Origin of the sequence: Nocardioides caldifontis, from assembly GCF_008087345.1 — a bacterium.
Lineage (GTDB): Bacteria > Actinomycetota > Actinomycetes > Propionibacteriales > Nocardioidaceae > Marmoricola_A > Marmoricola_A caldifontis.
In genome coordinates this window covers 335,591-361,445 of record NZ_ML701735.1, presented here as the reverse complement: position 1 = coordinate 361,445, position 25,855 = coordinate 335,591, and the positions used below count along the sequence as shown (strand labels likewise).

Here is a 25,855-nt window from a genome sequence, read left to right as displayed (position 1 = left end):
GCCCTGGCCGACCGGGCTATCGTGAGTGGCGCGAACGACCTCATTCGATGAAATCGGGCCAACCATGCGGATCGCTGTGTACGCCTTCGACGGCATCACGATGTTCCATCTCGCTGCCCCCTTGCTGGTCTTCGGTGAGGTCGGCCGGCAGGGCCTGGCCACGGGGTGGGACCCGGTGGTGTGGACTCAGGACGGCCGCGGCATCCGGACCGTCGAAGGTCCGCGGGTGGAGGACGTCAGCGGCCCCGACGCGGTCGATGACGCCGACCTGGTGGTGCTGCCGTCCTGGCCGACCGACCTGCCCGCCACGCACGACGCCCTGGCCAACAGCATCCGCGCCGCGCAGGCACGCGGGAGCCGCATTGCGGGCCTATGTCTGGGTGCCTTCCCGGTCGTCGACACCGGGCTGCTGGATGGCCGCGGCGTCGTCACGCACTGGGGCGCGGCGGAGCAGCTCGCACGCCGACGCCCCGAGGTGAAGGTCAGCGCAGCCGCGCTCTACGTCGACCACGGCGATGTCCTCACCTCAGCCGGCACAGCTTCGGCGATCGATGCCTGCCTGCACATCGTTCGTTCCCACCTTGGCTCTGCCGCCGCCGCTACCGTCGCGCGCAACCTCGTGGTCGCTCCGCACCGTGACGGCGACCAGGCACAGTTCGTCGACCGCCCGATGCCCCAGCCAGGCGGCGTTGGGCACCTGGGCCCGATCATCGACTGGGCACTGGCCCACCTCGACGAACCGCTCACCGTCGATAACCTCGCGGCCCACGCACGGATGAGCCGGCGCAACTTCACCCGCCGATTCGCCGAGGTCACGGGGACAACCCCTGCGCGTTGGGTTTTGGCCCGGCGCCTCGACGAAGCGCGGCGCCTGCTTGAGACGACGACTCTGTCTGTCGGCCGCATCGCTTCCGCCTGTGGTTTCAGCAGCGTGGTCACGTTCAGGCAGAACTTCGTCGCCACCTACGCGACCACCCCGACGTCGTATCGGCAGCGATTCTCACTACCCCAGAAGTGACGTCGGCGCGCCACAGTCGTCGCAGCCGAGTTGCCTCGCCGACAAGGACCCCCGCTACACACGTCGAGTCTCGTCCGCCGGCGCCTGATTCACGAGCGGGCTGTGGGTACCGCCGACCGGAAACGGCGTAGGCGGAGGCTGTTGGCCACGACGAACACCGAGGAGAACGCCATCGCGGCCCCGGCGAGCATCGGGTTCAGCAGCCCGGCAGCCGCCAAGGGCAGAGCGGCGACGTTGTACCCGAACGCCCAGAACAGGTTGCCCTTGATCGTGCCGAGCGTGCGGCGCGAGAGCCGAATCGCGTCGGCCGCCACCCGCAGGTCGCCCCGCACCAGGGTGAGGTCGCTGGCTTCAATGGCCACGTCGGTGCCGGTGCCCATCGCCAACCCCAGGTCGGCCTGCGCGAGCGCGGCGGCGTCGTTCACGCCGTCGCCGACCATCGCGACGACCCGGCCCTCGGACTGGAGCTGCTTGACGACGTCGACCTTCCCGGCCGGCAACACGTCGGCGATGACGTCACCGGCGTCGATGCCGACCTGGGCGGCGACGGTGTTCGCGACCGCGGCGTTGTCGCCAGTGAGCAGCATCGGCCGCAGCCCGAGCTGACGCAGCTGAGCGATGGCCTCGGCGGAGGTGTCCTTGACCTTGTCGGTGACCACGAGTACGCCACGGGCCTGACCGTCCCAGCCGACCGCGACCGCGGTGCCGCCGGCGGCCTGGGCGTCGGCGAGGGCCTGCTCGAGGTCGGGAGTGAGGTGCTGGGACCACTCGGCGAGCAGCTGCGGACGTCCCACGAGGACCGCGTGACCGTCGACGACACCTTGGACGCCGAGCCCCTCGACGTTGGCGAACCCTTCGGTCGTCGGCAGGGAACCGTGCCCGGAGCGGGCGGCGTCGGCGATAGCGCGGGCGATCGGGTGCTCGGAGGCGTCCTCGAGCGCCCCGGCGAGCCGAACCACCTCGTCGGCGTCCTCGCCGGCAGCGGGGACGACGTCGGTCAGCGTCATCTGGCCGGTGGTGACGGTGCCGGTCTTGTCGAGCACGATGGTGTCGACCCGACGGGTCTGCTCGAGGACCTCGGGGCCATTGATGAGGATGCCGAGCTGGGCGCCGCGACCGGTGCCGACCATCAGCGCGGTCGGCGTCGCGAGGCCGAGCGCGCAGGGGCAGGCGATGATGAGCACCGCGACAGCGGCGGTGAACGCGGCGGTGGCGTCGGCGCCGGTGCCGAGCCAGAACCCGAGGGTTCCGGCGGCCAGTGCGATCACGATCGGGACGAAGATGCCGGAGATGCGGTCGGCGAGCCGCTGGGCGGCGGCCTTGCCGTTCTGGGCGTCCTCGACGAGCCGAGCCATCTGGGCGAGCTGGGTGTCGGCACCGACGCGGGTGGCGCGCACGACCAGCCGTCCGCCGGCGTTCACGGTGGCGCCGACGACGCTGTCACCGGGGCCGACCTCGACCGGGACCGACTCACCGGTGAGCATGGAGGCGTCGACCGCGGAGGTGCCGTCGGTGATGACACCGTCGGTGGCGACCTTCTCACCCGGGCGGACCACGAAGAGGTCACCGACCGTGAGCTCGTCGACGCCGATGCGGTGCTCGACCGGCCCGGTGGGGCCGTCGCGGAGCACGGCGACTTCCTTGGCGCCCATGTCGAGCAGCGCCCGGAGCGCCGCGCCGGCCTGTCGCTTGGACCGGGCCTCGAAGTAGCGGCCGGCGAGGATGAAGGTGGTGACGCCGGCGGCGGCCTCGAGGTAGATGTTGCCGGTGCCGCTCATCCGCTCGATGGTGAGCTCGAACGGGTGCGTCATCCCTGGTTCGCCGGCGGCGCCGAGGAACAGTGCGTACAGCGACCAGCCGAACGCCGCCAGGGTGCCCATCGAGACCAGGGTGTCCATCGTCGAGGTGCCGTGCCGCAGGTTCGTCCAGGCCGCCTTGTGGAACGGCCACGCCCCCCACCCCACGACGGGTGCGGCGAAGGTGAGCGAGAGCCACTGCCAGTAGGTGAACTGCCAGGCAGGGACCATCGCCATCGCGATCACCGGGACGGTGAGGAGCGTCGAGATCAGCAGCCGCTGCCGCAGCGACCGGACCGCCGCCTCGTGGGCGTCCGGCACCTCCGCCGTCTCCTGACCCGCGTCGCTGGCCGCGGGCCGGCGGGGAGGCGTCGGGAGGGTGGCGGTGTACCCGGCGGCGGCGACCGCGGCGATGAGGTCCTCGGTGGTGACGCCGGCACCGTCCGGGTCGTAGCTGACCTTCGCCTTCTCGGTGGCGTAGTTCACCGTCGCGGAGACCCCGTCGAGCTTGTTCAGCTTCCGTTCGATGCGGTTGGCGCACGAGGCGCAGGTCATCCCGGTCAGCAGCAGCTCGACGTTCTCGTTGGTGTGCTGCTGACTGGCGGGTGGGGTGGTCTGCTCGGTGGTCGGCTCGGTGGTCGAGCTCATCGGGTGCTCCTGGTGGGCGGTTCGCCGTGGATGGGACGTGGTCAGTGGGTGTGGTCGGTGTCGCCGTGGCCGCTGTCCGAGCTCGCCTCGGTGTCGCTGCTGACGACCCGGCCGGCGTCTAGGATCAGATGGGCGGTGCGGACCACGTCGTCGTGCTGGAAGTCGAGGTAGAGGTGGTAGCGCCCGGTGCTCGGCACTTCGGCGCCGAACGCGATCTCCGGGCCCGGCTGGGTCTCGCCGTCTCCGGGCTCACCGCCGGGGTGGACGTGCAGGTAGGCCAGATCCCCTTCGCGGAGCGCGACCAGGTGGCCGTAGGCGCCGAGGTAGGGCTGCAGGTCGGTGACCGGTGCGCCGTCCTTGCTCACCCGCAGCGTGAGCGCGGAGTGCTCACCCGGCGCCAGGGCGCCGTCGACGGTGACGGTGTAGCCGTCCACGACGTCGGAGCGGGTCTCCTCGGCGGTGGCCGGCGCCTCGACCTCGCCGGGGACGAGGAGATCGGCGCCCAGCACCAGCGCGGGTCCGCCGGTGGCGGTGAAGTCGGCGAAGACACGCCAGTTGCCCGCGGTGAGCTCCGCATCGGCGGTCCAGGTCCCGGTCGTCTCATCCAAGGTCGGGTGGAGGTGCTGGAAGCCGGCGTGGTCGCGGCGCACCACGATCAGGTGCAGCTGCTTCTCGTGCTCGACATGGAACTCGGTCACCGGCTGCCCGTTGGGGCCCTCGATGCTGAACGCGACCGGTTGGATGCCAGGCTCGACCGTGGTGTCGGTGAGCACTAGGCGGTAGCCGTCTCCGGCGACCGCCAGACCAGGCAGCGTGGCGCTGCCGGTGGTCGCGGTGTTGCTCATGTCGTCCTCCTGCTGCTTAGCCTGCTCAGGCTGCTCCGAGCGGTGGGTGTCGGCGCCGGCGCTGTCACCGCTGCTGTGCCCGCTGCTGTGAGTTGCGTTGTCTGCCTCGGCGGTCGTTCCGATGGGACCGACCTGGGCACCTGCGGCCCACGCGCCGCCGAACACGACGGCGAGGACTACCGCGAACCCGGCGACCTTCGTCGCGGTACCGGCGCCGGTGCGGGTCGAGGTGCTCATGCGAGCTGGTAGCCGGCCTCGGCGACGGCGTCCTGGACGGCGTCGTCGGTGAGCGGCTGGTCGCTGGTCACGGTGACCGTGGAGGTGCCGCCGGCGACGAGGTCGACGCTCACCTCACGGACACCGGCGAGCTCCTCGAGCTCTTCGGTGACCGAGGCGACGCAGTGGCCGCAGGTCATGCCGGTCACCGGGTAGCTCTGCGTGTAGGTCGAGGTGGTCACGTCGTTCTCCTTCGCGGTGCTCGCAGCGGGCTCACTGGTGGTCGCGCTGGTGCTCTGACTGGTGGTCTCGTTCGAGGTGGTGTCTGTAGTGGTGGTGCCGCAGCCGCAGCCCCCGCAGCCGCAGCCGCCGCCCTGGGCGTCGTTCGCGGCGCCCGTGGCCGAGTCGGTGTTCAGCAGCGGCAGGGTCCAGGCGGTGGTCTCGGGGGCGTTCGTCATCGTGTGGCCGTCCTTCGGCTTCAGGGGGAAATGGGATGCTGGGGGTTCGCGTTGGCCTGAGGGCTTAGGAGCGGACCATCCGGGCGATGGCCTCGGAGGCCTCGGTGACCTTGCGGTCGCGGTCCTCGGGGTCGGTGGCATGCGCGAGGCAGTGGCCGAGGTGGTCGTCGAGCAGCAGCAGCGCCACCGACTGCAGAGCCTTGGTGGTCGCGCTGACCTGGGTCAGCACGTCGATGCAGTAGGTCTCGTTCTCGACCTGGCGCTGCAGGCCGCGGACCTGACCCTCGATGCGGCGCAGCCGCGCGAGCAGCGCGTCCTTGTCGCTGATGTAGCCAGCCATGGTGTGGGTCTCGGTCGAACTCACGGGTCCTCCTCAGGTGGTCACTCGATCAACACGGTACCCCCTAGGGGTATTTCGTCAAGCGCAAGTTGCGGCGGTGCGCTGTAATTCAGCACACCTGACCAGTGACTTGCCTTGGATACCCCAACGGGGTACCAATGAGGCCGGCACAGATACCCCCCACCCGTACCTAGCTTGGCGCCCTCCCTGAAAGGAACGAACGTGTCGCACCTCGAAACCCCTGCCGCACCCGGCGGGGCCGCACCCCCGGCCACGACCACCCGACGCCCGCTCGGGCTCGCGCTGCTGGTGATCGCGACCGCCCAGCTGATGCTGGTGCTCGACGACACCGTCGCGAACGTCGCGCTGCCCAGCATCCAGGCAGACCTCGGCCTCTCCGACTCAGCCCTGCCATGGGTGATCAACGCCTACGTGCTCGCCTTCGGCGGGCTGCTGCTCTTCGGTGGCCGGGTCGGCGACCTGTACGGCCGCCGCCGGGTGCTGCGCATCGGTATGGTCGTGTTCACCGCCGCGTCGGTGCTCGGCGGCCTCGCCCCCAACGGCGAGCTGCTGATCAGCGCCCGCGGGCTCCAGGGCATCGGCGCCGCCCTGGCCGCACCGAACGCGCTAGCCCTGGTCGCGACCACGTTCCCGGCCGGGAAGCTCCGCAACCAGGCGATGGGGGTGTACGGGGCGATGTCCGCGCTCGGCATCACCGGTGGCGTCCTGCTCGGCGGGTTGCTCACCGGCGCGCTGTCGTGGCGGTGGGTGCTGCTCATCAACCTCCCGATCGGGCTCGCGGTGCTGGCCGGCACCAAGGTGCTCGTCGACGACGAACGCCGCACGGGCCGCCTCGACACCTTCGGCGCCGTCACCGGCACCGGCGGTGTCGCCGCGCTCGCCTACGGACTGACCCGCGGCGGTGAGCACGGCTGGGCCGACACGACCACGCTGACCGCGTTCGCGGCCGCCGTCGTCCTCCTCGTCGCGTTCGTGGCCTCCCAGGCCCGCAGCGCCCATCCGCTGCTGCCGCTGCGCCTGCTCACCGACCGCAACCGCACCGGCGCCTACGTCGTCGTGCTGTTCGTCGGCGCCGGGCTCATGGGCACCTTCTACCTCGCCACCTTGTTCATGCAGCAGGTCCTCGCCTTCGGACCCCTGCGCGCCGGCGCAGCCGCCCTCCCGTTCGGGGTCGGCATCATCCTCGCCTCCGCCGCCGCCTCCAAGCTCGTCGAGAAGCTCTCGCCCCGCGCGGTCGCGGCACCCGGGCTGCTGCTCGCCGCCGGCGGCATGTTCTGGCTCTGCACCCTCGAGGCCAGCTCCGGGTACTGGACACACCTGATGGCACCGATCTTCCTCACCTCTGCAGGGCTCGGGCTCGCGTTCGTGCCGATGACCCTGACCGTTGTCCACGGCGTCGCCGAACAGGAGACCGGAGTGGCCTCCGCCCTGCTGAACACCGCCCAGCAGATCGGCGCAGCCCTCGGCCTCGCCCTACTGACGACCGCCGCGACCATCGCCGCAGCAGACCACGGGCCCAGCCCCGCAAAGGCGCTCGCGCACGGGTACGGCACCGCGTACCTGGCCGGCGGCGTAGCGCTGCTGGTTGCAGCGACCCTCGTCGCCCTGCTCGTCACCGCCGGGCCCCAGCAGGACCGGCAATGAAGGGCCGAGCATTAGACGTCAGGGCCGTCAGTCGTGACGTCCCGTCTGCCGCGTTGAGGGCGGCTACGCTCGCCCGGATCTGCCGCAGTCCGCGCGGTTGTGCCGAGCGCGCGATCGTGCCGATGAGCGTGCACCATCCGTTCGGCCGAACGTCAGATGACCTGGACTCCTTCGAGCCAGTAGCCGAGCTCTTTACCACCCTCGATCGCCTCCGGCGACGTTGTGGGGGCGAGACGTGGGTCGGTGGCGATGTCTACCATCATGTCGACTGGGACGGGGAGGTCTAGGTCGCGAGGGTCGCCGGTGATCTCGGCGCCGGAGTAGCGCAACACGAGCGAGTGGTCGTCCAGCTCGGCGATCACGACGATGAGCCCGGGGTCTTCCTGCGGCGTGAGCTCATCCCACGTGAGCGTGACGCCTCCGCCGAGGTTGGCGCAGTGGCCATCGTCGCAGTACGGGTCCTGCTTCGGCCGCTCCGGTGAGACGCCGACGGTGACGACGTTGCCCTCGCCGGCGAAGTTGATCGTGGCGGCGACGGCGCGCTTCGGGTGCGGGAAGAGACGGCGGTAGTCGTCAGCCGCCCAGTCAACGCCGGCCCTGGTGGGGTCGAGTTCGACATGCTCCGAGACTACGTAGGCCAGCGAGCGTGGCGTCGCAGGCTCGTCGCCGCCCTCGGGTGCCTCGGGCCAGAGGACGACGAACACCACGGCGCCCACGACACAAGCGGCCAGCAACCCGGCAGCGGGCAGCCAGGCACGGCGCGGCCTCATCCGTCCCACCTCCTCTCTTGCGGCAGGCCGATGCTGGCACACCGGGCGTCAGGAGGATCAGCAGGCCAGGCGACACATCTCGGACTCACTCGGTCGGCTGTCAACGTCCCATCCGTACGGTCATGCCGCAGATAGCGAGCGGTCCGAAGTCAGATGAGGTCCTACGGTGACCTCGTGTCGACTACGGGCATCGTTCGAGAGTGGCACGTGGAAGAAGGGTGGGGCGTCTTGTCCTCACCGAAGACCCCAGGCGGCTGCTAGGCCCATTTCAGCGCAGTGAAGGGCGGCGGTGACCTGGAGCCGGGCCAAGCAGTGTCGTTCGTGTTCAAGGTTGGCGAACAGGACGGCTACAAAATCGGGCCCTGCAGGGTGAAGCGATCTGACGTCCGCTTCTGCCGCTGTCCGCGCGGTCGTGCAGATTAGTACCCGACGAGAACAACGCAGGTTGCGCACACGATGGCGGCCCCCGAGATTGCCAGGGCAGCGTTGCCCATGCCACGGGCTATTGGTCCCCGCGTGCGATGAAGCCGAGCGGACGGACATCCGGCTCGGCCTAACGCGTGTCGGCGCAAGAACTCTGGTCTTCTGCCTGCACCTGTCGAGGGTAGACGCTGGCATCCGCTGATGCCGCGATCCGTGCGGTCGAGCCGATGGGTGCTCGTTCTGTCAGGATGGCGGCGTCGCCCCGCTCGCCGGCCTCGCGACCATGGGGCGGACGACGTCAGGCCAGTCCGAGCTCGGCGGCTGACTTCTCCCGCATCTCGACCTTGCGCACCTTCCCGGTGACGGTCATGGGGAACTCCTCGACGACCATGACGTAGCGGGGGATCTTGTAGTGCGCCAGCTTTCCGTTGGAGTAGGCACGCACGGCGTCGGCGTCGAGCGGCTCGGTCCCGGTCCTCATCTTGATCCAGGCACAGAGCTCCTCGCCGTACTTCTCGTCCGGAACGCCGATGACCTGCACGTCCTCGATGTCGGGATGGGTGTAGAGGAACTCCTCGATCTCGCGCGGGTACACGTTCTCTCCGCCGCGGATCACCATGTCCTTGATGCGGCCGACGATGTTGCAGTAGCCGTCGTCCCGCATCTCGGCGAGGTCGCCGGTGTGCATCCAACCGTCCTCGTCGATCGCTTCGCGGGTCTGCTGCTCGTCGTCCCAGTACCCGAGCATCACGGAGTAGCCGCGGGTGCAGAACTCGCCGGTCCGTCCACGCTCGACGGTCTCGCCCGTGACCGGGTCGACCACCTTGATCTCGACGTGCGGGTGCACCCGTCCGATGGTGGCGGTGCGTCGTTCGAGGTCGTCGTCCGCGCGGGTCTGGGTCGACACCGGCGAGGTCTCGGTCATGCCGTAGCAGATCGACACCTCGGCCATGTGCATCTCCTCGACGCACCGCTTCATCACCTCGACCGGACAGATCGAGCCGGCCATGACGCCGGTGCGCAGGGTGGAGAGGTCGTGGTCGGCGAACGTCGGGTGGTTCTGCATGGCGATGAACATCGTCGGGACGCCGTACACGCCGGTGCAGCGCTCCTGGGCGATCGTGCGAAGGGTGATCTCCGGGTCGAAGCCCGGCGCCGGGATCACCATCGTCGCGCCGTGCGTGGTGCAGCCGAGGTTGCCCATGACCATCCCGAAGCAGTGGTAGAAGGGCACCGGGATGCAGAGCCGGTCCTGCTCGGTGAAGTTGATCAGCTCGGTGGTGAAGAACCCGTTGTTCAGGATGTTGCGGTGGCTGAGCGTCGCGCCCTTGGGAAAGCCGGTGGTGCCGGAGGTGTACTGGATGTTGATCGGGTCGTCCGGTGAGAGATCGGTGAGGCTGTAGTCCAGGACCTCCGCGAGCGTGGTCCCGGGGTCGTGCACGTTGTGGTCGGCCCACTCGGGCGACCCGAGGAAGAGCACCTGCTCGACCGCCGTCTGGTCGACCACCTCGTCGACCATGGCTCTGTAGTCACTGGTCTTGAACTCGGTCGCGGAGATCAGCAGCTTCGTCCCGGACTGGTTGAGGGCGTAGGCCAGCTCGTGGGTCCGGTAGGCCGGGTTGATGTTCACCAGGATCGCGCCGATCTTCGCGGTGGCGTACTGGGTCAGCGTCCACTCGGCGCAGTTCGGCGCCCAGATCCCGACCCGGTCGCCCCTTCGGATGCCGGCGCGGGCCAGCCCGACCGCCAGCGCGTCGACGTCGCGATCGAGCTCGGACCACGTCCAGCGCCGGCCGCTGGCGACCTCGACCAAAGCCTCCCGATCCGGATGCGCCGCCACCGTCCGCTCGAAGTTGGCGCCGATCGTCTCCTCCAAGAGCGCCGGCTCGGTCTCGCCGGCGGCGTAGGACTCCATGCATCCTCCTCGAGCAGGGCCGGTCGGTGGGCTCCGGAGGAGCCAGGGACACGGCGGTCGGTGGCCACGATGCCACCTCGCGGCTCTGCTCGGCCACAGACGACGTGCGCGCAGAGCAGCCACGCCGCTCAGCCGTCCTTGGTGGAGGTGGAAGGGGTGCCGACCGGGTTGCCGCTGGTACGCACCCGCAGCCCGCAAGAGCTGACATCGTTGTCGGATCGGTAGGACCGGCGTGGAGGCCCGGTCCGAGGACTCACCCCTTGACGTACGAGAGCTTCTCGGAGATCAGGCCGTCGCGGAACCGGAGCACGTCGACGCCGCGCACGAACCCGGGTTCGGCGCCTCCCCAGCCGTAGCGCCAGCGCACGACCGCCCGGTCGCCCGCCACGAACGACTCCTCCTCGGTGAACGACATGCCGGGCGTCCCCATCACCTCCGACCACGCCATCCGGACCGCGTCCCGGCCCTCGTGCCGCTGCCCCTCGGGCGACGGGGAGGTGCTCTCGAACAGGATGTCGTCGGTGACGAGCGCGAGCGCTCCTTCGAGGTCGCCGCCGCCGAAGCTGGCGTTGAACCGCACCAACGTCCGGTGGTTCGGTCCCCAGGCCGGGTCGCGCCCGAACCGGGCCAGCAGGTCCTCCTGGTCCACGCCGGTGAGCCGGTGACGTGCGGCGATCGCGCCGGCGCCGCGGTACACCTCCTCGCGCTCGTCGAACCAGGAGGCCACGCCGTGCACGAGGTGGGGATCCATCCGGGTGTCGCCGCCGGTGGCGACCGCCAGGTCCCAGCCGTGCACCAGGTGGTCGGCGGCCAGCTGCAGGACGTACTCCTCCTTCGGCGTCTCGCCGAACGACAGCTGCACGGTGCCACCCGAAGGCAGCTGCTCCGCGACCGACTCGATCGCGGCCCGCGCCGCCGACAACGCCGACCCGATCGGGTCGCTGCCCAGGACGTCCCCGTCGAACCGGTCGCCGACGTCCTGGATGGTGGCGCCCTCCATCAGCGGCACGGTCCAGAGGTCCTCGCCGGCTACGTGGTTCGCGAGGTCGCGCACCGTCCATTCCGTGCACGGTGTCGGGTCGTCCCACTGGTCGTCCGTCACGGCGTTGACCCGATCGGCGAAGTACTCGACGCACCGGTGGTACAGGGTTCCAGCGTCCATCGCGGACTCCTTCAGGACCGGCCGGTCCATGCGTCCATCGTGCCCGCGGGTCACCGGGCCGGCCAGCCCCGGACCAGACGATCAGAACGGCACGAACGTCGTCATCAGCCCCGTGCCTGAGCCGCGTCCGGACAGGATCCGGCAGAACTCCTCGGCGTCGAGGCTGATCGACTCGCCGGCCGCCCCGGACGACCAGTGGCCCCCAGCCGGGCCGGTGAGGGTGAGGTCGAAGGGCCGTCCGTGGCGGAGCGCCCACTCCGCGACCACGTCGGCGACGATCAGGCCGTCGTGCTCGGGAGTCAGCTCCATCGGCCGGCCCAGCGCCAGGGCGATGTCGCTGCGGTGCATCCAGGGATCACGCGTGAGGATCGTGTCGGTCAGGAACCCGATCTTCCAGCGCTCCGGGCTCGCACCGTCGGGCCCGCTGTCGGCGAACGTCATCGCCCGCAGCAGCGCCGGTCGACGTCGGCGCCCGGCCACCGCCTTGGGCCCGATGCGCCGGACGGCTTCCACGAGCTCGGAGGTGCCGAGGTGCTCGTGCTTGCGCACCTGCAAGCCTGTGAGCTCGTCGATCTGCGGCCTCCCTGATCGTTTCGCTGCACGGCCGGCGCGAGCCAGCTGGCGTGCCATCTCGGGCAGCGACGCTGCGAACTCGGCCATTCCCAGCGTGTGGCCGGCCATGTCGCGAATCGTCCAGCCGGGACAGCTGGTCGGGGCCCGCCAGTCCTCCTCTGCCAGGCCGGCGAGCACCTCGGCGAACCGGGAGTACTCTTCGGCTGCCAGCGCCATGGCGGTCTCGTGGTCGAACCTGCTGTCGTGGACGGTCGGTCTCTCTGCGACCTGCATGGACATGGCTCTCTCCTCAGAATCCGAAGTGGTCGGCGAGCATGCCGAGAGCGCGGTCGAGCTGCCGCGCATAGCGGTCGCCGCCGGGGTCGTTGGCCAGCTGGGCGTCGACGAGCCCTCCGACGACGGCCGAGTAGAGGTCGAGGTCCGCCTCGGCGGTCAACCCGAGCCTGGCGAAGTGGGTCCGGCCCAGCTCCCAGACCGCCAGCGAGGGCGCGTACGCATCCGGGCTCGGCTGGAAGTCGGCGCTGATCCGGGCGTTCATCAGCTGGTTGCGGGCCTGGTCGGCGACGGCGTACTCGAAGTAGGCGCGCCCCATCGCGAGCAACGCCGCTCGCGGCTCCTCCGGGAGGCCGTCCGCCACTGACGCCTGAAGTGCGTCGAGGCAGCCCTGCCACGCCTGCCCGAACATCGCGTCGTAGATGGCGTTCTTCGAGGCGAAGTGCGAGTAGAGCGACGGCGGACGCATCCCGACCCGGTCGGCGACGTCCTTGAGGGTGAGGGCCGCGATGCCCTTCTCCCGGGCCACCTCCCACGCCGCGTCGAGGATCTCCCGGCGGGTGGCCTCACGACGTTCGGCGACCCTATCGCGCGTAGGAGTTCCTAACATGGTTAGGAGAATCCGCCTCCACGCGACCCCCGTCAAGGGGCCGCGGCGCCTCGTCTAGAGCGCTCAGCCGACCCCGGCGCCGACCCTCACGCCGATCCGGCCCAGCCCCTCGGCGTCGACGAGCCAGCTCGCCTCGCCGTCCAGCGGGATCGGGGGGACGACCGAGCCGGTGATGACGACGTCGCCCGCGCGCAGCCCGGCCCCGCACGCTGCGAGGGTGTCCGCCATCGACGCGAGCACCGAGCCCAGCTCGCCCGTGATCTCCTCGGGCTCGGCGGTCCGCGCCACCTCGACCCCGTCGCTGGTCACGACGAACACCAGCGGCTCGGGACGCTGCCCGACCACGGGACCCAGCAGGACGTGGCGGTGGAAGATGTTCCCCGCCACGATCTCCTCGACGTCGTCGGGCGCGCGGTCCACGTCGGCGAGCTCGATGGCGACCGACCAGCCGCCGACGGCGGCCAGCGCCTCGGCAGCCGTCGCCCCGGCGCCGAGGTCGGCCCCCATGTGCGCGGCGACCTCGGCCTCGAGCACCGGCCTCTTCCAGCCCGAGACGTCGACGGAGCCGCCGTCGGGCAGCAGCCGGTCACGGGTGAGGAACCCGACCAGCGGGCGGTCGGTGCCGAGCGACGCGAGCGACGACGGCGCGCCGAAGCCGGCCTTCCACCCCAGCCGCTCGGCGCCCTTGTCCACCGCGTCGCACTGGACCTCGAGCAGCCGCTCGGTGCCGCGGACGATGCGCGGGTCGACGTCGCTCATTCGGGGTCGTCGAACGTCTCGTCGGGCCCCGGGAGCCCGTAGCCGGCGGCCTTCAGCGAGCCGGCGCCGCTCCAGCCCCAGATGAGGAGCACGTCCTCGTCACCGGTGTTGACGAAGCCGTGGTAGTTGCCGCGCGGCGTGAAGATGACGTCGCCGGCCTGCGACGGCTCGCGTCCGGTGTTGGTGTGGATCTCGCCGCGTCCCGACATCACGACGAGGAACTCGTCGGCGTCGGTGTGCAGGTGCCGGTCGTGGCGGGCGCCGGGCGGCAGCACCGTGCGGCCGACCGTCAGCGCGTCCGAGCCGCCGCGCTCGGAGTTGATGAGGTACTGCACCTGCATGCCCACCCAGCCCTCGTCCTCGCGGAGGTCCTGCTCGAGGGGGACCTCGTCGACCGTGGTGCGGAACGGGGGCATGGCGTCGGTCATCGGACCACTCCTGCTGCTCGTCGGTACACGTCGGACACGCTGATCAGGAAGTCGCGGTCGGCCAGCTCGCTGCTGCGCGCCGCGCTGAGCATCTCGCTCGCCGCCGAGCACGTCGGCACCATCGCTCCGAGCCGCCGCCCCAGCTCCTGGGCGAGGACGAGGTCCTTCTGCTGCAGCTCGACGTCGGCGTACACCGTGTCGTCCTCGACGAGCAAGGGCGCGCGGTAACCGATCACCGGCGAGGCCACCACGCTCTTCAACGCCGCGTCGACGACCGCGGCGCGGTCGACGCCGGCCTTCTCCACCAGCGCGACCGCCTCCGCGAACGCGGTGACGGACACGACCAGCGTGAGGTTGATGGCGACCTTGGTGAGGATCGCGTGGCCGTTGGTGCCGATGTAGGTCACCTTCGGTCCGATCGCGTGCAGCAGCTCCTCCACGTGGTCGTACGCCGCCCGGTCGCCGCCCACCATCACCGACATCTGGCCGGCGGCCAGCGTCGCCGGGCTCCCCGACACCGGGGTGTCGAGGTAGAAGGCGCCGGTCTTCGCGACCTCCTCGGCGAGGGCGACGCTGGCGTCGGGCGCGATGGTGCTCAGGTCGGACCAGACGGTCCCCGGGCGCAGTCCAGCGAGAAGCCCGTCGGGACCGTGGGCGTTGGCCTCGATCGCCGCGGTGTTCGTCAGCATCGTGAGGACCACGTCGCACTGCTCGGCGACCTCGCGCGGCGTGTCCGCCCACCCCATGCCGGCGTCGAGCAGCTCCTGGGCCTTGCCCTTGGTGCGGTTCCACCCGACGACGGTGTGGCCGGCGTCCATTATCCGACGCGCGATCCCGCTGCCCATCGCGCCGAGCCCCACGAACCCGACCCGCTCGATCGCGCGGAGGTCGCTCACCGGGCCGCCCAGTAGTCCTCGCGGGCCTTGGACGTGGCGAGCGCCTCGGCGTCCTCGAACCCCGGCGCCATGGAGGCGGCGGTGCCCGCCATGTACTGGTGGTGGTCGATGTCCAGCAGCCGGATCCAGCTCTGCTGCCCGAAGGTGAGCGCGATGACGCACCCGAGCTCGACGAGCTCGTCCTCGCTGAAGTGGGCGTGCAGCCGGCTCCAGAGCCCGTCGCGGTCCTCCTCGTTCCACGCGATCGCCTGGGCGTAGGCGAGGGCGGCCTTCTGGCGCTCGTCGAACTTGTCCGAGCTCTCGAAGTTCAGCAGCTCGTCGTACTGCCCCTCGACGAGCCCTTCGCCCCGGCCCTTCTCCGAGCGCTGGTTGCCGCAGAACTCGCACTTCACGGTGCGTGAGATGTAGACCCGGCACAGCTCCTTGATCGCGTGGTCGCAGACGCCGTTGCGGAACATCTCCTCCCACGGCTTGGCGAACGCCCAGAAGGCTGCGGGCACGTGCGCCCGCACGGCGTTGCTCTCCGGTCGCGGCGTGCCCTCGCGCGCAGCGCGGCGCATCTCCGCCTGCATCTGTTCGTCCATCTCCTCGAACGGGACGTAGGAGATACGGGGCTTGCTCATGGTGACTCCTCCTGAGGGTTCACTCGGACTGCTCGATGGCCCTGACGACCGACGCGGCGTCGAGGGGCAGGTCGCGCACCCGGACGCCGAGCGCCCGGTGCACCGCATTGGCTACGGCGGCGGCGGTCGGTCCCTGGGCGGCCTCGCCCGCACCGACGGACGTCGCCGACGAGTCGACCAGGTGCACCTCGACCTGGGGCGCCTCGCTGAAGGTGAGCAGGGGATACTGCTCCCAGTCCGTCGAGGTGATCCGGCGCCGGTCGAAGCGGACGCGCTCCTTCGTCGTCCAGCTGACCGCCTGCGTCGCGCCGCCCTCCAGCTGGTTGCGGGCCCCGTCGGGGTTGACCACGACGCCGACGTCGGCGACGACGGTCAGCCGGCGGACGTCGACCGACGAGGTGACCGCGACCTCGGCGACGACGGCGCAGTAGGCGCCCTTGTCCTTGTACCGCGCGTAGCCGAGGCCGCGGCCGACCTCGTCCGGCACCGGCTCGGACCAGCCGGAGAGCCGCGCCGCCTCGGCGACGACGTGCGCCGCCCGTGGGTCCGACAGGTGCGCCAGCCGGAGCTCCACCGGGTCGGCGCCCGCCGCCAGCGCCAGCTCGTCCATGAAGCTCTCGACGGCGAACACGTTGAAGTACGCGCCCAGGGCCCGCATCGCCGAGGTGCGGAACGGGCTGTCCACGCGCCGGTGGCCGACGACCCTGCGGGGACCCACGTCGTAGCCGGGCACGGCGTTGCGGGTGGTGCCACCGCCACGCGCGGGCGGCGGGTCGGTCGGCTGCGGCAGCGGGACCGGGGTCGCGAGATGGGCCCCGGCGAGCAGGCTCGGGGTGGCTCGCGAGCCGGGGCGCGAGGTGTGGCCGGTGCTCCAGACTTCGTAGGACCAGCCGGAGATGCGGCCGTCCCGGATCGAGGCCGAGACCGTCGCCGTCATGGCGGGGGAGAGCGGCGCCCACGAGAGCTCGTCGGCACGCGTCCACCGCAGCAGCACCGGGCGTCCTGGCACCGCGCGGGCCAGCAGCACCGCGTCGAAGGCGGCGTCGTCGGCGGCGTTGTGGCCGTAGCAGCCGGCGTTCTCGACGTGCTCCACCACGACGGTCGTCGGGTCGAGGTCGAGCGCCCCGGCGATCGCCGCGCGAAGCTGGTGGATCCCTTGGCTGTGGGTCTGCACGAGGAGCCGGTCACCCTCCCACCGCGCGAGCGCGGCGCTCGGGGCGATCGACGCGTGCACCAGCAGGGGCTTGGAGTACGACGCCGACAGCGCGCCCTCGGGAGGTTCCTCGTCCAGCACCTCGATGGTCTCGTGCGGCCCCGCCCGCAGCCACTCGGCCACCGCCGTCTCGTCGGGGAGCGTGTCCTCCTCGTCCCACAGGGCGTCGCGGGCGAGCTGCTCGAGCGCGCGGTCGACGTCGACCTCCCGCTCACCCACGACGCCGAGGAACGAGCCGTCGCGCACCAGCTCGACGCCGGTCGCCTTCCAGTCGGGGTCGAGCGAGCGCAGCCGCGCCGCGGGCGACGGCGGGCGCAGCACGCGACCGTGCAGGAGCCCCTCGGGACGCAGGTCCGAGAGGTAGCGGGGGCGGCCGAGCACCTTGTCGGGCAGGTCGAGCCGCGGCTCGCTCCGCCCCACCGCAGCGGCGGGGACGTCACCCGCGGTCGGCGCCGTGGTGAGGTCGGTGTCGGGGTCGAGGGCGCCGACGCGGTCGACGTACCCGGGGGACGAGGGGTCCGCGAGCGCACGGACGACCGCACCCACGTGGCGCAGGGCCGGCCCGGCTTGGAACACCGAGAGGCTCCCCGACGTCGAGCCCTGGTCGGGGCCGTGGACCGTGTGCGCCGGCACCACGCGCAGCCGCTCGACCGGCAGGGCGAGCGCGTCGGCGGCGATCTGGGCGAGCGCGGTGAGGATGCCCTGGCCCAGCTCCACCTTGCCGACGTGCACCTCCACGAGACCGTCGGCGACGGTGACCCACGTGCCGAGCCGCGGGTTGGTGACGACGTGGGCGGGCAGCTCGGTCACGCGTGCTCCCGGGCGGTCAGCACGGCCTCGACGATGCGCCGGTGGGTGCCGCACCGGCAGAGGTTGCGGTCCAGCGCCTCGGCCACCCGGTCTGCGTCGGCGTCCGGCTCGTCGCGGAGCAGGGCGGCCGCCCGGACCAGGACCCCGGAGATGCAGAAGCCGCACTGCGCGGCCTGCCGGTCGAGGACCGCCTGCTGGACCGGGTGCGGCTCGCCGTCCCGCGACAGCCCCTCGACCGTCGTGACGGACGCGCCCTCCACCTGCCACACCGGCGTCTGGCAGGCGGGCACCACGGTTCCGTCGACATCGACGAAGCAAGCGCCGCAGAGGCCCTGGCCGCAGCCGAACCTCGTGCCGGTGAGCCCGAGCTCGTCGCGCAGGGCGGTGAGCAGGGGCGTGTCCCGGTCGCTGGTCAGCGCGACGGGGGAGCCGTTGACCATGAGCTCCATCAGTCGAAGACCTCCGGGTGGTGCGACAGCTCGATGCGGGTGCGCCGGATGTGCCCCTCGAGGTAGCGCTCGGCGTCGGTGGCGTCGCGCCGCACCACGGCGTCCAGGATCAGCCGGTGCTCGGCGTTGACGACCCACATCCGGTTGCGCCCGCCGAGCGCGACGTACGCGCGGCGGTAGTGCTGCGTGGAGTTCCAGAGCCGGGTGATGTTCTGGTTGAGCAGGTCGATCGCGCAGCCGCTGTAGGTGAGCATGTGGAACTCGCGGTCGAGGTCGAGGAACTTCTCGAGGTCGTCGTTCTCCTCGATCCGGCGCTGCACCTCTTCCAGCCGCTCGTGGTCGGCGGTGTCGAGCCGGGGGAGGCTCTCGACCAGGGCGAGCGGCTCGAGCCGCTCGCGCATGCGGTAGACGACGTCGACCTCGTGGTGGCTGAGCCGCGGCACGCGTGCGCCCTTGTGCGGCAGGTGCTCCGTGAGCCCCTCGGCCTCGAGCATCCGCAGCGCCTCGCGCACGGGGAGGCGGCTGGCGCCGAGGCGCGCGGCGACCTCCTCCTGCCGGATCCGGTCGCCCGGGCGGAGGTCGCCGCCGAGGATCGCCTCGCGGAGGTACGCCGCGACGCGGCTGCTGCCGACGTCAGCCACGGCTGCCGTCCGCCCCGCGCGGGTGCTCGTTGTGCCATTTCTTGCCACCCGGATAAGAAACCAGCTCGAACTGCATCCCCCAGGGGCTGAGGAAGTAGACCCAGCGGTTCCCTTCGGCCGGCCCCTTGCTCGCGGTCGGCCCTTCCAGCACCTGGACGCCCTCGCCCTCGAGGTGGCGCACCGCCGCGTCGATGTCGTCGACGTAGAGCGCGACGTGGTGGCCGCCGATGTCGCTGTTGCGGGGGATGGCGTCCCGCTGGTCCGGGGACTCGTAGTGGAAGACCTCGAAGTAGACCTGGTCGCCACACCGGAACCAGCGGTTCTCGACCATCTCCGCCCGGGGATGCACGTTGAGATGGGTCGCCATCCAGTCGTCGTCGTGGCGGAACGGGCCGAGCGAGTAGAGGTACTCGCACCCCAGGACGTCGACGAGGAACCGGTGCGCCTGGTCGAGGTCCGGCACGGTGAAGCCGACGTGGTCCATCCGGCGCATCCCGGGCATCGGCATCGACGCGACCCCTTTCGGATCCGATCAGTGATCAGAGCAGCAGCAAAGCACGCTCACCCGTATGACGTCCACCACATTGGAGGCTGGATTTTGGATCCAATGATGTGCCAAGGTGCTGCGGAGCGAAGGAGACACGCCCATGCCTGAGCACCACCCGCTCGAGCCCTCGCCGCCCTGGGTCGAGGTCGTGGCGACCGAGGCCGACTGGGACGCCGCCGACCCCCACCTGCTGCGGGCGATCTACGCGCAGCTGGTCTGGATCCGCGCCTTCGAGCAGCACGTGCTCGACCTGGCCACCAACGGGCTCATCCACGGGCCCGCCCACTCGAGCATCGGCCAGGAGGGCGGTGCGGTCGGCTCCGTCCTCTCCCTGACGAGCAGGGACACTGTCAACGGCTCGCACCGTGGTCACCACCAGTTCCTCGCCAAGGCGCTGCACCACGTCGAGCCGAAGGGGCTCGACCCGCTCGAGCAGCCGTCGGAGCAGGTGCGTGAGGTGCTCCTCCGCACGCTCGCCGAGATCTGCGGCCTCGACCGAGGTTGGAGCCACGGCCGCGGCGGCTCGATGCACCTGCAGTGGAAGGACGCCGGCGCGATGGGCACCAACGCCATCGTCGGCGGCGGTGTCCCGCAGGCCGCCGGCTTCGCGTGGTCGCACCGGTTCTCGGGCGGTGACGCCGTCTCGGTCACCTACTTCGGCGACGGCGCGGTCAACATCGGCTCCACGCTCGAGACGATGAACCTGGCCGCGGCCTGGTCGCTGCCGGTCTGCTTCTTCATCGAGAACAACCAGTACGCCGTCTCCACCTCGGTCCACGAGGCGACCGGCGAGCCGCGGCTGTCGGCCCGGGGGATCGGATTCGGAATCGCGAGCTGGAAGGTGGACGGCATGGACCCGCTCGCGGTCCACCTCGCGATGAACGAGGCCGTCGAACACATGCGCCGGGGGCGCGGCCCGACGGTGGTCGAGGTCGACACCTACCGGTTCTTCCACCAGAACGGCGCCTTCGCCGGCAGCGCGTTCGGCTACCGCGACAAGGAGGAGGAGCGGGCGTGGCGCGCGCGTGACCCGCTCACCCAGACCGCCGCCCACCTCCAGCGGCGCGGGATCATGACCACCGAGGAGACCGACCAGGCACTCGCCACGGCCAAGGCCGCCATGGAGGAGATCGGCAGCCAGCTCGTCGAGCCGCTGCCCGGCGGCAAGCCCGGGCAACGCCGGATCAAGCCCGACGAGTGGCCGGACCCGAGCTGGGTGGACGTCGGCGTACGAGGTGACCTCTCCGAGCTCGCCTCGGCGCGCGTGGTCCAGCCGAGCGGCTTCGCGGTCCCCGTGCAGGAGACGAAGTTCATCGAGGCGGTGGCCGCCGTCATGGGCCGCCGGATGGAGACCGATCCTGGCGTCGTCGTCATGGGGGAGGACGTGCACCGGCTCAACGGCGGCACCAACGGCGCCACCCGCGGCCTCCCGGAGCGGTTCCCCGGCCGGGTGCTCGGCACGCCGATCAGCGAGAACGCCTTCACCGGCCTCGCCTGCGGCATCGCGCTCGACGGCAGGTACACCCCCGTCGTCGAGTTCATGTACGCCGACTTCATGTGGGTCGCCGCCGACCAGCTGTTCAACCAGATCGGCAAGGCCCGGCACATGTACGGCGGCGGGTCCGGCGTACCCCTCGTGCTGCGCAGCAAGGTCGCGATGGGCACCGGTTACGGCTCGCAGCACTCGATGGACCCCGCCGGGATCTTCGCCACCAACCCGGGCTGGCGGATCGTCGCGCCGTCGACGCCCTACGACTACGTCGGGCTGATGAACGCCGCGCTGCTCTGCCAGGACCCCGTCGTCGTGCTCGAGCACGTGGACCTCTACGGCTCGACGGGCCCCGGTCCGGTCGACGACCTCGACTACGTCCTGCCGGTCGGCAAGGCCGTGGTGCGCCGCCCAGGCGCCGACGTCACTGTCCTGACCTACCTCGGGATGGTGCCGTTCGTGCTCGAGGCCGTCGAGGAGTTCGGCCAGGTCGACGCCGAGGTGATCGACCTGCGGTGGCTCGACCGCGCGAGCATCGACTGGGAGCTGATCGAGGAGTCGCTCACGAAGACCAACCAGGTGCTGATCGCCGAGCAGGGCGCGGTGGGCACGTCTTACGGCGGGTGGCTGGCCGACGAGATCCACCGCCGGTTCTTCGACCTGCTCGACGCACCGGTCCGCCGGGTCACCGGCGGGGAGGCGTCGCCGAGCATCAGCAAGGTGCTCGAGCGGGCGGCGATCGCCCAGAAGGACGAGGTCGTCGCCGAGCTCGCCGAGATCGTGAGGTACTGACGTGCCCACGGTGCTGCGCATGCCGGAGGTCGCGGCCAACGCGACCGAGGCCGTCCTCTCCGAGTGGTTGGTCGCGGAGGGCGCGGAGTTCGGCGCCCTCGACGCGATCGCGACGGTCGAGACCGAGAAGGCCGTCGTCGACGTCGAGGCGGAGGCCGCCGGCGTCGTGCTCAAGACCCTGGTCGCGCCGGGCTCGCAGGTCGAGGTCGGGTCGCCGATCGCGGTGCTCGGCTCACCGGGCGAGGCGGTCGAGGACCTCGACGCCGTGCTGGCCCGGCTCGGCGTCGAGGTGGCCACCGAGAGCGTCGTCCCCGAGCGGCGCGAGGTCCCCGACCCGCCGCCGGTCGACCCGGAGTCGGGCGCGCCCGTCACGTCGGGCCCCTCGGTGCCGCCGGTCCCGCTGACCTCGGCCACCCCCACGCCGCCACGGCGCCAGAACGGCCGCGTCTTCGCCAGCCCGCTGGCCCGACGGATCGCGCGCGACAGCGGTCTCGCACTCGAGGAGCTCGTCGGCACCGGACCACGCGGCCGGATCCTCCGTCGCGACGTCGAGGCAGCGCTCGAGACCCGCCCGGCGGCGCAGGAAGCCCCGCCCGTCCTGGCGCCGTCCGCCGCCGGCGAAGTCCCGCACTCCCGGCTGCGCCGCGCGATCGCGAACCGGCTCACCGAGAGCAAGCAGACCGCGCCGCACTTCTACGTCCGCGCGACGGTGCGGGCGGACGCGCTCGTCGCGATGCGCGCCGAGATCAACGGCGGCGACGTGAAGGTGTCGCTCAACGACCTGGTGGTCAAGGCGGTCGGCGCCGCCCACCGTGCGGTGCCGGAGATGAACGTGGTCTGGACGCCGGACGCCGTGCGCACCTTCGACACCGTCGACGTCGCCGTGGCGGTCGCGACCGAGCGGGGGCTCCTCACCCCCGTGGTGCGGGACGTCAACGCGCTGACGGTCGGTGCGGTGTCGTCCCGGATCCGCGACCTCGCCGAGCGGGCGCGCGGGGGCAAGCTCAAGCAGGACGAGCTGGAGGGCGGGACGATCAGCGTCACCAACCTCGGCATGTACGGCGTCGAGGAGTTCGCCGCGATCATCAATCCGCCGCACGCCGCGATCCTCGCGGTCGGCGCGGTGCGCGACGAGCCCGTCGTCGAGGACGGTGCGGTCGTGCCCGGGAAGCTGATGACCGTCACGCTCTCGGTCGACCACCGGCCGGTCGACGGGGTGGTCGCCGCGCGCTGGCTCGCCGCCCTCAAGGAGCTGCTGGAGCACCCCGCCCGGCTGCTCGCCTGACTCCGGCGCCGCACCGGCGCCACCGATGTCTCGTGGAGGGACTCATGGAGGTAAGCAGGAGAAGCGTTCTGGGCGGAGGTGCCGCGGCAGCGGGCGCCGTCGCCGCCGCAGCCGCAGCCGCACCCGCGGCGGCGCACCCCGGCAGCGGCAAGCCGCCCAAGCACCGCGAGTACGTCGTGCGCGGTGCCCACGTCGTCTCGATGGACCCCACCATCGGCGACCTCCCGGACGGCGACGTCCACGTCCGCGGCGGGAAGATCGTCGCGGTCGGCCGGAACCTCGAGGTGAAGGCCCCCAAGGTCGACGGCAGCGGCATGATCGCGATGCCCGGGCTGATCGACACCCACTGGCACCTCTGGACGACGCTCTACCGGGCGATGTCGAGCAGCTCGCCCGAGACGGCGTACTTCGCCCTCAACGTGGCCAACGGCGTGCGTGCGCTGCCCTCGGACCTCTACCACGGTGCGCGGCTGGCCCTCGTCGACGCGTTGAACACCGGCATCACCACCGTGCACGACTGGTCCCACAACCTGCGCTCGCCCGAGCACGCGGACGCGAACCTGCGGGCCCACCGGGAGATCGGGCTGCGCGGTCGGTTCTCCTACGGCACGCCGCAGGGTCACCCGGCGACGTCGCTGGTGGACCTCGAGGACATCCGGAGGGTCAAGCGTGAGTGGTTCGACGCCGGCAAGGTGCCGTTGCTCCACCTCGGCCTCGCGGGACGGCCGCCGGGGCTGGTCGAGGAGGCGGTCTACCGCCCCGAGTACGACACCGCGCGCGAGCTGGGGCTACCGGTCAGCTACCACGCCAATTCCACTCGCGCGCACGGCCAGATCGGGATGATCCGGCAGCTCGCGGAGCAGGACATGCTCACACCGGACACCCAGCTGATCCACGCGCTCTACACGACGGAGGCCGAGCGGGCCGCGGTGCGGGAGAGCGGGGCCTCGGTCAGCATCAGCCCGTGGTCGGAGCTGCTGATCGGCTACGGAGTGACGCCCGTCCCGGAGATGGAGAGCAGCGGCATGCTGCTGACGTTGTCCGTCGACACCATGTCGCTGGTCGGCTCGGCCGACCTGTGGTCGGTGCTCCGGCTCACCACCGGGCTCTACCGCGGCATCGCCGAGCAGGAGCTCGTCGTCGGCACGCGCCGCATCCTGGAGATGGCGACGATCGACGCCGCGCGGAGCCTCGGGCTCGGTGACGTCGTCGGCTCGCTCACCCCGGGCAAGCGCGCCGACCTGATCCTGGTGCGCCGCCACGACGTCGCGACGGCGCCCGTCACCGACGTGCCCAACACCCTGGCACTGGCGACCGGCGCGGAGAACGTCGACACCGTCATCGTCGACGGCCGCATCCGCAAGCACCGCGGGGAGCTCGTGGACGTCGACGAGGCACGCGTCGTGCGCGCCACGGAGAAGGCGCTGGCCGCCCTGCTGGCCCGCTGAGTCGCCGGTGGTGGGTCCGGCTCAGGTCGGGCCCATCACCGCCGCGGGATCGAGCCCGAGGGACGTCAGCACGGTCCGGGCGGCGTTGCGACCGGGACGCCCGGAGACCGAGCCGCCGGGGTGCACGCAGGAGCCCGTCAGGAACAGCCCCGGGACGTCGGTGTCGTAGCGCTGCCATCCGGGGACGACCTCGCCGGCGAGGACGAACTCCCCGCCGTGGCAGGAGCCGCCGACGTTCTGCGGGTTGTGCGCCGCCACGTCGAGCGGCGACTCGGTGCGCACCGACAGGAGCTCCGCCTCGTCCAGCCCGGCGGCCCGTGCCCGGACCAGCTCGACGAGGCGGGCGCCGTACTCGTCCTTCTCGTCGGCCCAGGAACGCCCGCCGGCGAGCTCGTAGGGCGCGATCGTGAGGATCTTGAACGTCCCGCCGCCGTCCTCGGGCCGGCGCGTGGGGTCCACCGCGGTCTGGTTGACGACGAGGAGCCACGGGTCGTCGGCGTCCCACTCGCCGGCGGCGAACCGGTCGAGGTGGCGTACGACGCCCTCGGAGGTGCCGAGGCCGGCGGCCGCGCTGGTGACCGCGGACGCTCCGAAGCGGAGGTCCGAGCGCAGCGCGGCGTGCACCGCCAGGACGCTGAGCCCGGGACGCCAGGTGGCGCGCGCCTGCTCGAGGTCGGCGGTCGGTGCACGTCCCTCGAGCATCGCCGGCAGCGTGGTGACGTGGCCGCCGGCGACCACCGCACGCCGGGCGCGCACCGGGCCACGTCCCTCGACCTCGACGCCGGTCGCGCGGTCACCGTCGGTGAGGACGCGCACCACCGGCGCTCTGCAGACGACCCGGCCGCCGTGCTCGTGGAGCAGGCGGACGAGCGCGTCGGGCAGGGCCTGGCTGCCGCCGACAGGTGTCGTCCACCCGAAGTCGAGGCGGCCCGCCGCGAGCGAGGAGGGGAGGAACCCCGTGCCGGGGCGCCGCGGGTCCTGGATCGTGGCCATCGCCAGCCACAGCACGAACGAACGCACCACCGGGTGCGCGAAGGTCTGGTGCACGACGTCCCAGGCGCTGCGCCGGCGCAGCGCCTGGTAGCGCCGCGTGGTCTCGTCGCCCTTCGGCGGCAGGTGGGAGCTCCACCGCCCGTGGGCCGCGGCGAGCCCGCCGCGCCACTCGCCGATCAGCTGCTCGAACGCCCGGGCGTCGGCCGACGACCAGCGGGCCAGCTCGGCGGCGGTGGCGTCGAGGTCGCGGTGCATCACCAGGACGTCGCCGTCGTCCTGGGGCAGGACGACCGCCGGGTCCGTGGCGAGGTACTCCAGCCCGTACGTCGACACCAGCCCCAGCTCGTCGTCGCGGATCAACGGGTTGTTCTGGATCAGCACGTGCGCGCTGCTGCACGAGTCGTGCGCGAAACCGGGCAGCGTCAGCTCCTCGGTGCGGGTGTTGCCGCCGGGCTGGGGGTTCGCCTCCACCACGACGACCTCGAGCCCGGCCCGTGCGAGGTAGCCCGCCGCGACCAACGAGTTGTGCCCGGCGCCGACCACCACGACGTCGGCCTCGGTCGGAAGGTCGGTGTCCGTGACCATGCCGCCGAGGGTCGCAGTGGCAGCAACCGTTTGCAAGACCAGACCAGTCCACGCACGTCGAACCCCGTGCCGCGGAGGTCACCGCTCGGCCACATTCCGCTTAGGTGCTTGACAGGGTGTGGCACGGCTCACAAGACTGCAAGAGCCGCAATCGATTGCGACATCGTGTGGCTTCACCGAGGAGG

23 protein-coding genes are annotated in these 25,855 nt (G+C 71.5%); 5 read left to right on the top strand and 18 right to left on the bottom strand.

The window, feature by feature from the left end:
- The first annotated feature begins 76 nt into the window (after positions 1–76).
- Positions 77–1,018 carry a GlxA family transcriptional regulator gene (locus tag FIP57_RS01705; protein ID WP_203230991.1) on the top strand — a complete coding sequence of 314 codons (942 nt, stop codon included), beginning with the start codon at positions 77–79 and terminating at the stop codon, positions 1,016–1,018.
- 89 nt (positions 1,019–1,107) lie between these two features.
- Here FIP57_RS01705 and FIP57_RS01700 read toward each other — a convergent pair whose 3' ends face one another.
- The 4 genes from FIP57_RS01700 to FIP57_RS01685 all read right to left on the bottom strand — a co-directional run bounded on the left by FIP57_RS01700 (position 1,108) and on the right by FIP57_RS01685 (position 5,321).
- A complete protein-coding gene (locus FIP57_RS01700) occupies positions 1,108–3,462 on the bottom strand; it encodes a heavy metal translocating P-type ATPase (RefSeq protein WP_148571294.1) in 2,355 nt (784 codons plus the stop codon).
- Positions 3,463–3,503: 41 nt separating this feature from the next.
- Positions 3,504–4,544 carry a hypothetical protein gene (locus FIP57_RS01695; RefSeq protein WP_148571292.1) on the bottom strand — a complete coding sequence of 347 codons (1,041 nt, stop codon included), beginning with the start codon at positions 4,542–4,544 and terminating at the stop codon, positions 3,504–3,506.
- Entirely contained in the window at positions 4,541–4,981 is a 441-nt protein-coding gene (locus tag FIP57_RS24385) for a cation transporter (protein WP_203230990.1), read from the bottom strand. The genes FIP57_RS01695 and FIP57_RS24385 overlap by 4 nt, the downstream gene beginning before the upstream one ends.
- Positions 4,982–5,045: 64 nt before the next feature.
- A complete protein-coding gene (locus FIP57_RS01685) occupies positions 5,046–5,321 on the bottom strand; it encodes a metal-sensitive transcriptional regulator (protein ID WP_148571792.1) in 276 nt (91 codons plus the stop codon).
- A 222-nt stretch (positions 5,322–5,543) separates the two neighbouring features.
- On the opposite strand from FIP57_RS01685, the gene FIP57_RS01680 reads away from it, so the two are divergent.
- Positions 5,544–6,986: a DHA2 family efflux MFS transporter permease subunit gene (locus FIP57_RS01680; protein WP_148571290.1), complete on the top strand. Its 1,443-nt coding sequence runs from the start codon at positions 5,544–5,546 to the stop codon at positions 6,984–6,986.
- 152 nt (positions 6,987–7,138) lie between these two features.
- Here the strand turns inward: FIP57_RS01680 and FIP57_RS01675 are convergent, their stop codons facing one another.
- The 13 genes from FIP57_RS01675 to FIP57_RS01615 all read right to left on the bottom strand — a co-directional run bounded on the left by FIP57_RS01675 (position 7,139) and on the right by FIP57_RS01615 (position 19,039).
- Positions 7,139–7,693 carry a hypothetical protein gene (locus FIP57_RS01675; protein ID WP_148571287.1) on the bottom strand — a complete coding sequence of 185 codons (555 nt, stop codon included), beginning with the start codon at positions 7,691–7,693 and terminating at the stop codon, positions 7,139–7,141.
- Between the two features lie 784 nt (positions 7,694–8,477).
- A complete protein-coding gene (locus FIP57_RS01670) occupies positions 8,478–10,094 on the bottom strand; it encodes an AMP-binding protein (protein WP_148571285.1) in 1,617 nt (538 codons plus the stop codon).
- A 253-nt stretch (positions 10,095–10,347) separates the two neighbouring features.
- The gene (locus tag FIP57_RS01665) at positions 10,348–11,286 is read right to left on the bottom strand and encodes a TIGR03086 family metal-binding protein (protein WP_238993204.1); all 939 of its coding nucleotides are present in this window, start codon (positions 11,284–11,286) and stop codon (positions 10,348–10,350) included.
- Between the two features lie 51 nt (positions 11,287–11,337).
- Positions 11,338–12,108, bottom strand: a complete 771-nt coding sequence (locus FIP57_RS01660) for a maleylpyruvate isomerase family mycothiol-dependent enzyme (RefSeq protein WP_203230989.1) — start codon at positions 12,106–12,108, stop codon at positions 11,338–11,340.
- A gap of 10 nt (positions 12,109–12,118) precedes the next feature.
- Positions 12,119–12,712, bottom strand: a complete 594-nt coding sequence (locus FIP57_RS01655; RefSeq protein WP_148571283.1) for a TetR/AcrR family transcriptional regulator — start codon at positions 12,710–12,712, stop codon at positions 12,119–12,121.
- Between the two features lie 63 nt (positions 12,713–12,775).
- Positions 12,776–13,471, bottom strand: a complete 696-nt coding sequence (locus FIP57_RS01650; protein WP_148571281.1) for a fumarylacetoacetate hydrolase family protein — start codon at positions 13,469–13,471, stop codon at positions 12,776–12,778.
- Positions 13,468–13,899 carry a cupin domain-containing protein gene (locus FIP57_RS01645; RefSeq protein WP_148571278.1) on the bottom strand — a complete coding sequence of 144 codons (432 nt, stop codon included), beginning with the start codon at positions 13,897–13,899 and terminating at the stop codon, positions 13,468–13,470. Before FIP57_RS01645 ends, FIP57_RS01650 begins: the two co-directional genes overlap by 4 nt.
- Positions 13,896–14,795 carry an NAD(P)-dependent oxidoreductase gene (locus tag FIP57_RS01640; protein ID WP_148571275.1) on the bottom strand — a complete coding sequence of 300 codons (900 nt, stop codon included), beginning with the start codon at positions 14,793–14,795 and terminating at the stop codon, positions 13,896–13,898. Before FIP57_RS01640 ends, FIP57_RS01645 begins: the two co-directional genes overlap by 4 nt.
- On the bottom strand, positions 14,792–15,418 hold the full coding sequence (locus tag FIP57_RS01635; RefSeq protein WP_148571273.1) for a carboxymuconolactone decarboxylase family protein: 627 nt from the start codon (positions 15,416–15,418) through the stop codon (positions 14,792–14,794). Before FIP57_RS01635 ends, FIP57_RS01640 begins: the two co-directional genes overlap by 4 nt.
- Positions 15,419–15,437: 19 nt before the next feature.
- On the bottom strand, positions 15,438–17,441 hold the full coding sequence (locus tag FIP57_RS01630) for a xanthine dehydrogenase family protein molybdopterin-binding subunit (RefSeq protein ID WP_148571271.1): 2,004 nt from the start codon (positions 17,439–17,441) through the stop codon (positions 15,438–15,440).
- Positions 17,438–17,890, bottom strand: a complete 453-nt coding sequence (locus tag FIP57_RS01625) for a (2Fe-2S)-binding protein (protein WP_148571269.1) — start codon at positions 17,888–17,890, stop codon at positions 17,438–17,440. Before FIP57_RS01625 ends, FIP57_RS01630 begins: the two co-directional genes overlap by 4 nt.
- Entirely contained in the window at positions 17,890–18,531 is a 642-nt protein-coding gene (locus tag FIP57_RS01620; protein WP_148571267.1) for a GntR family transcriptional regulator, read from the bottom strand. Before FIP57_RS01620 ends, FIP57_RS01625 begins: the two co-directional genes overlap by 1 nt.
- Positions 18,524–19,039, bottom strand: a complete 516-nt coding sequence (locus tag FIP57_RS01615; RefSeq protein ID WP_148571265.1) for a VOC family protein — start codon at positions 19,037–19,039, stop codon at positions 18,524–18,526. Before FIP57_RS01615 ends, FIP57_RS01620 begins: the two co-directional genes overlap by 8 nt.
- A 139-nt stretch (positions 19,040–19,178) precedes the next feature.
- On the opposite strand from FIP57_RS01615, the gene FIP57_RS01610 reads away from it, so the two are divergent.
- The 3 genes from FIP57_RS01610 to FIP57_RS01600 are packed head-to-tail and all read left to right on the top strand — an operon-like array spanning position 19,179 to position 24,092.
- Positions 19,179–21,359, top strand: coding sequence for an alpha-ketoacid dehydrogenase subunit alpha/beta (locus tag FIP57_RS01610; protein WP_148571263.1), 2,181 nt, complete (start codon positions 19,179–19,181; stop codon positions 21,357–21,359).
- A 1-nt stretch (position 21,360) separates the two neighbouring features.
- Positions 21,361–22,644, top strand: coding sequence for a dihydrolipoamide acetyltransferase family protein (locus FIP57_RS01605; protein WP_148571261.1), 1,284 nt, complete (start codon positions 21,361–21,363; stop codon positions 22,642–22,644).
- A 44-nt stretch (positions 22,645–22,688) separates the two neighbouring features.
- Complete coding sequence (locus FIP57_RS01600) at positions 22,689–24,092, top strand: amidohydrolase family protein (protein ID WP_148571259.1); 1,404 nt, start codon at positions 22,689–22,691, stop codon at positions 24,090–24,092.
- A 21-nt stretch (positions 24,093–24,113) separates the two neighbouring features.
- Here FIP57_RS01600 and FIP57_RS01595 read toward each other — a convergent pair whose 3' ends face one another.
- Entirely contained in the window at positions 24,114–25,670 is a 1,557-nt protein-coding gene (locus tag FIP57_RS01595; protein ID WP_148571257.1) for a phytoene desaturase family protein, read from the bottom strand.
- Between the last annotated feature and the right edge of the window lie 185 nt (positions 25,671–25,855).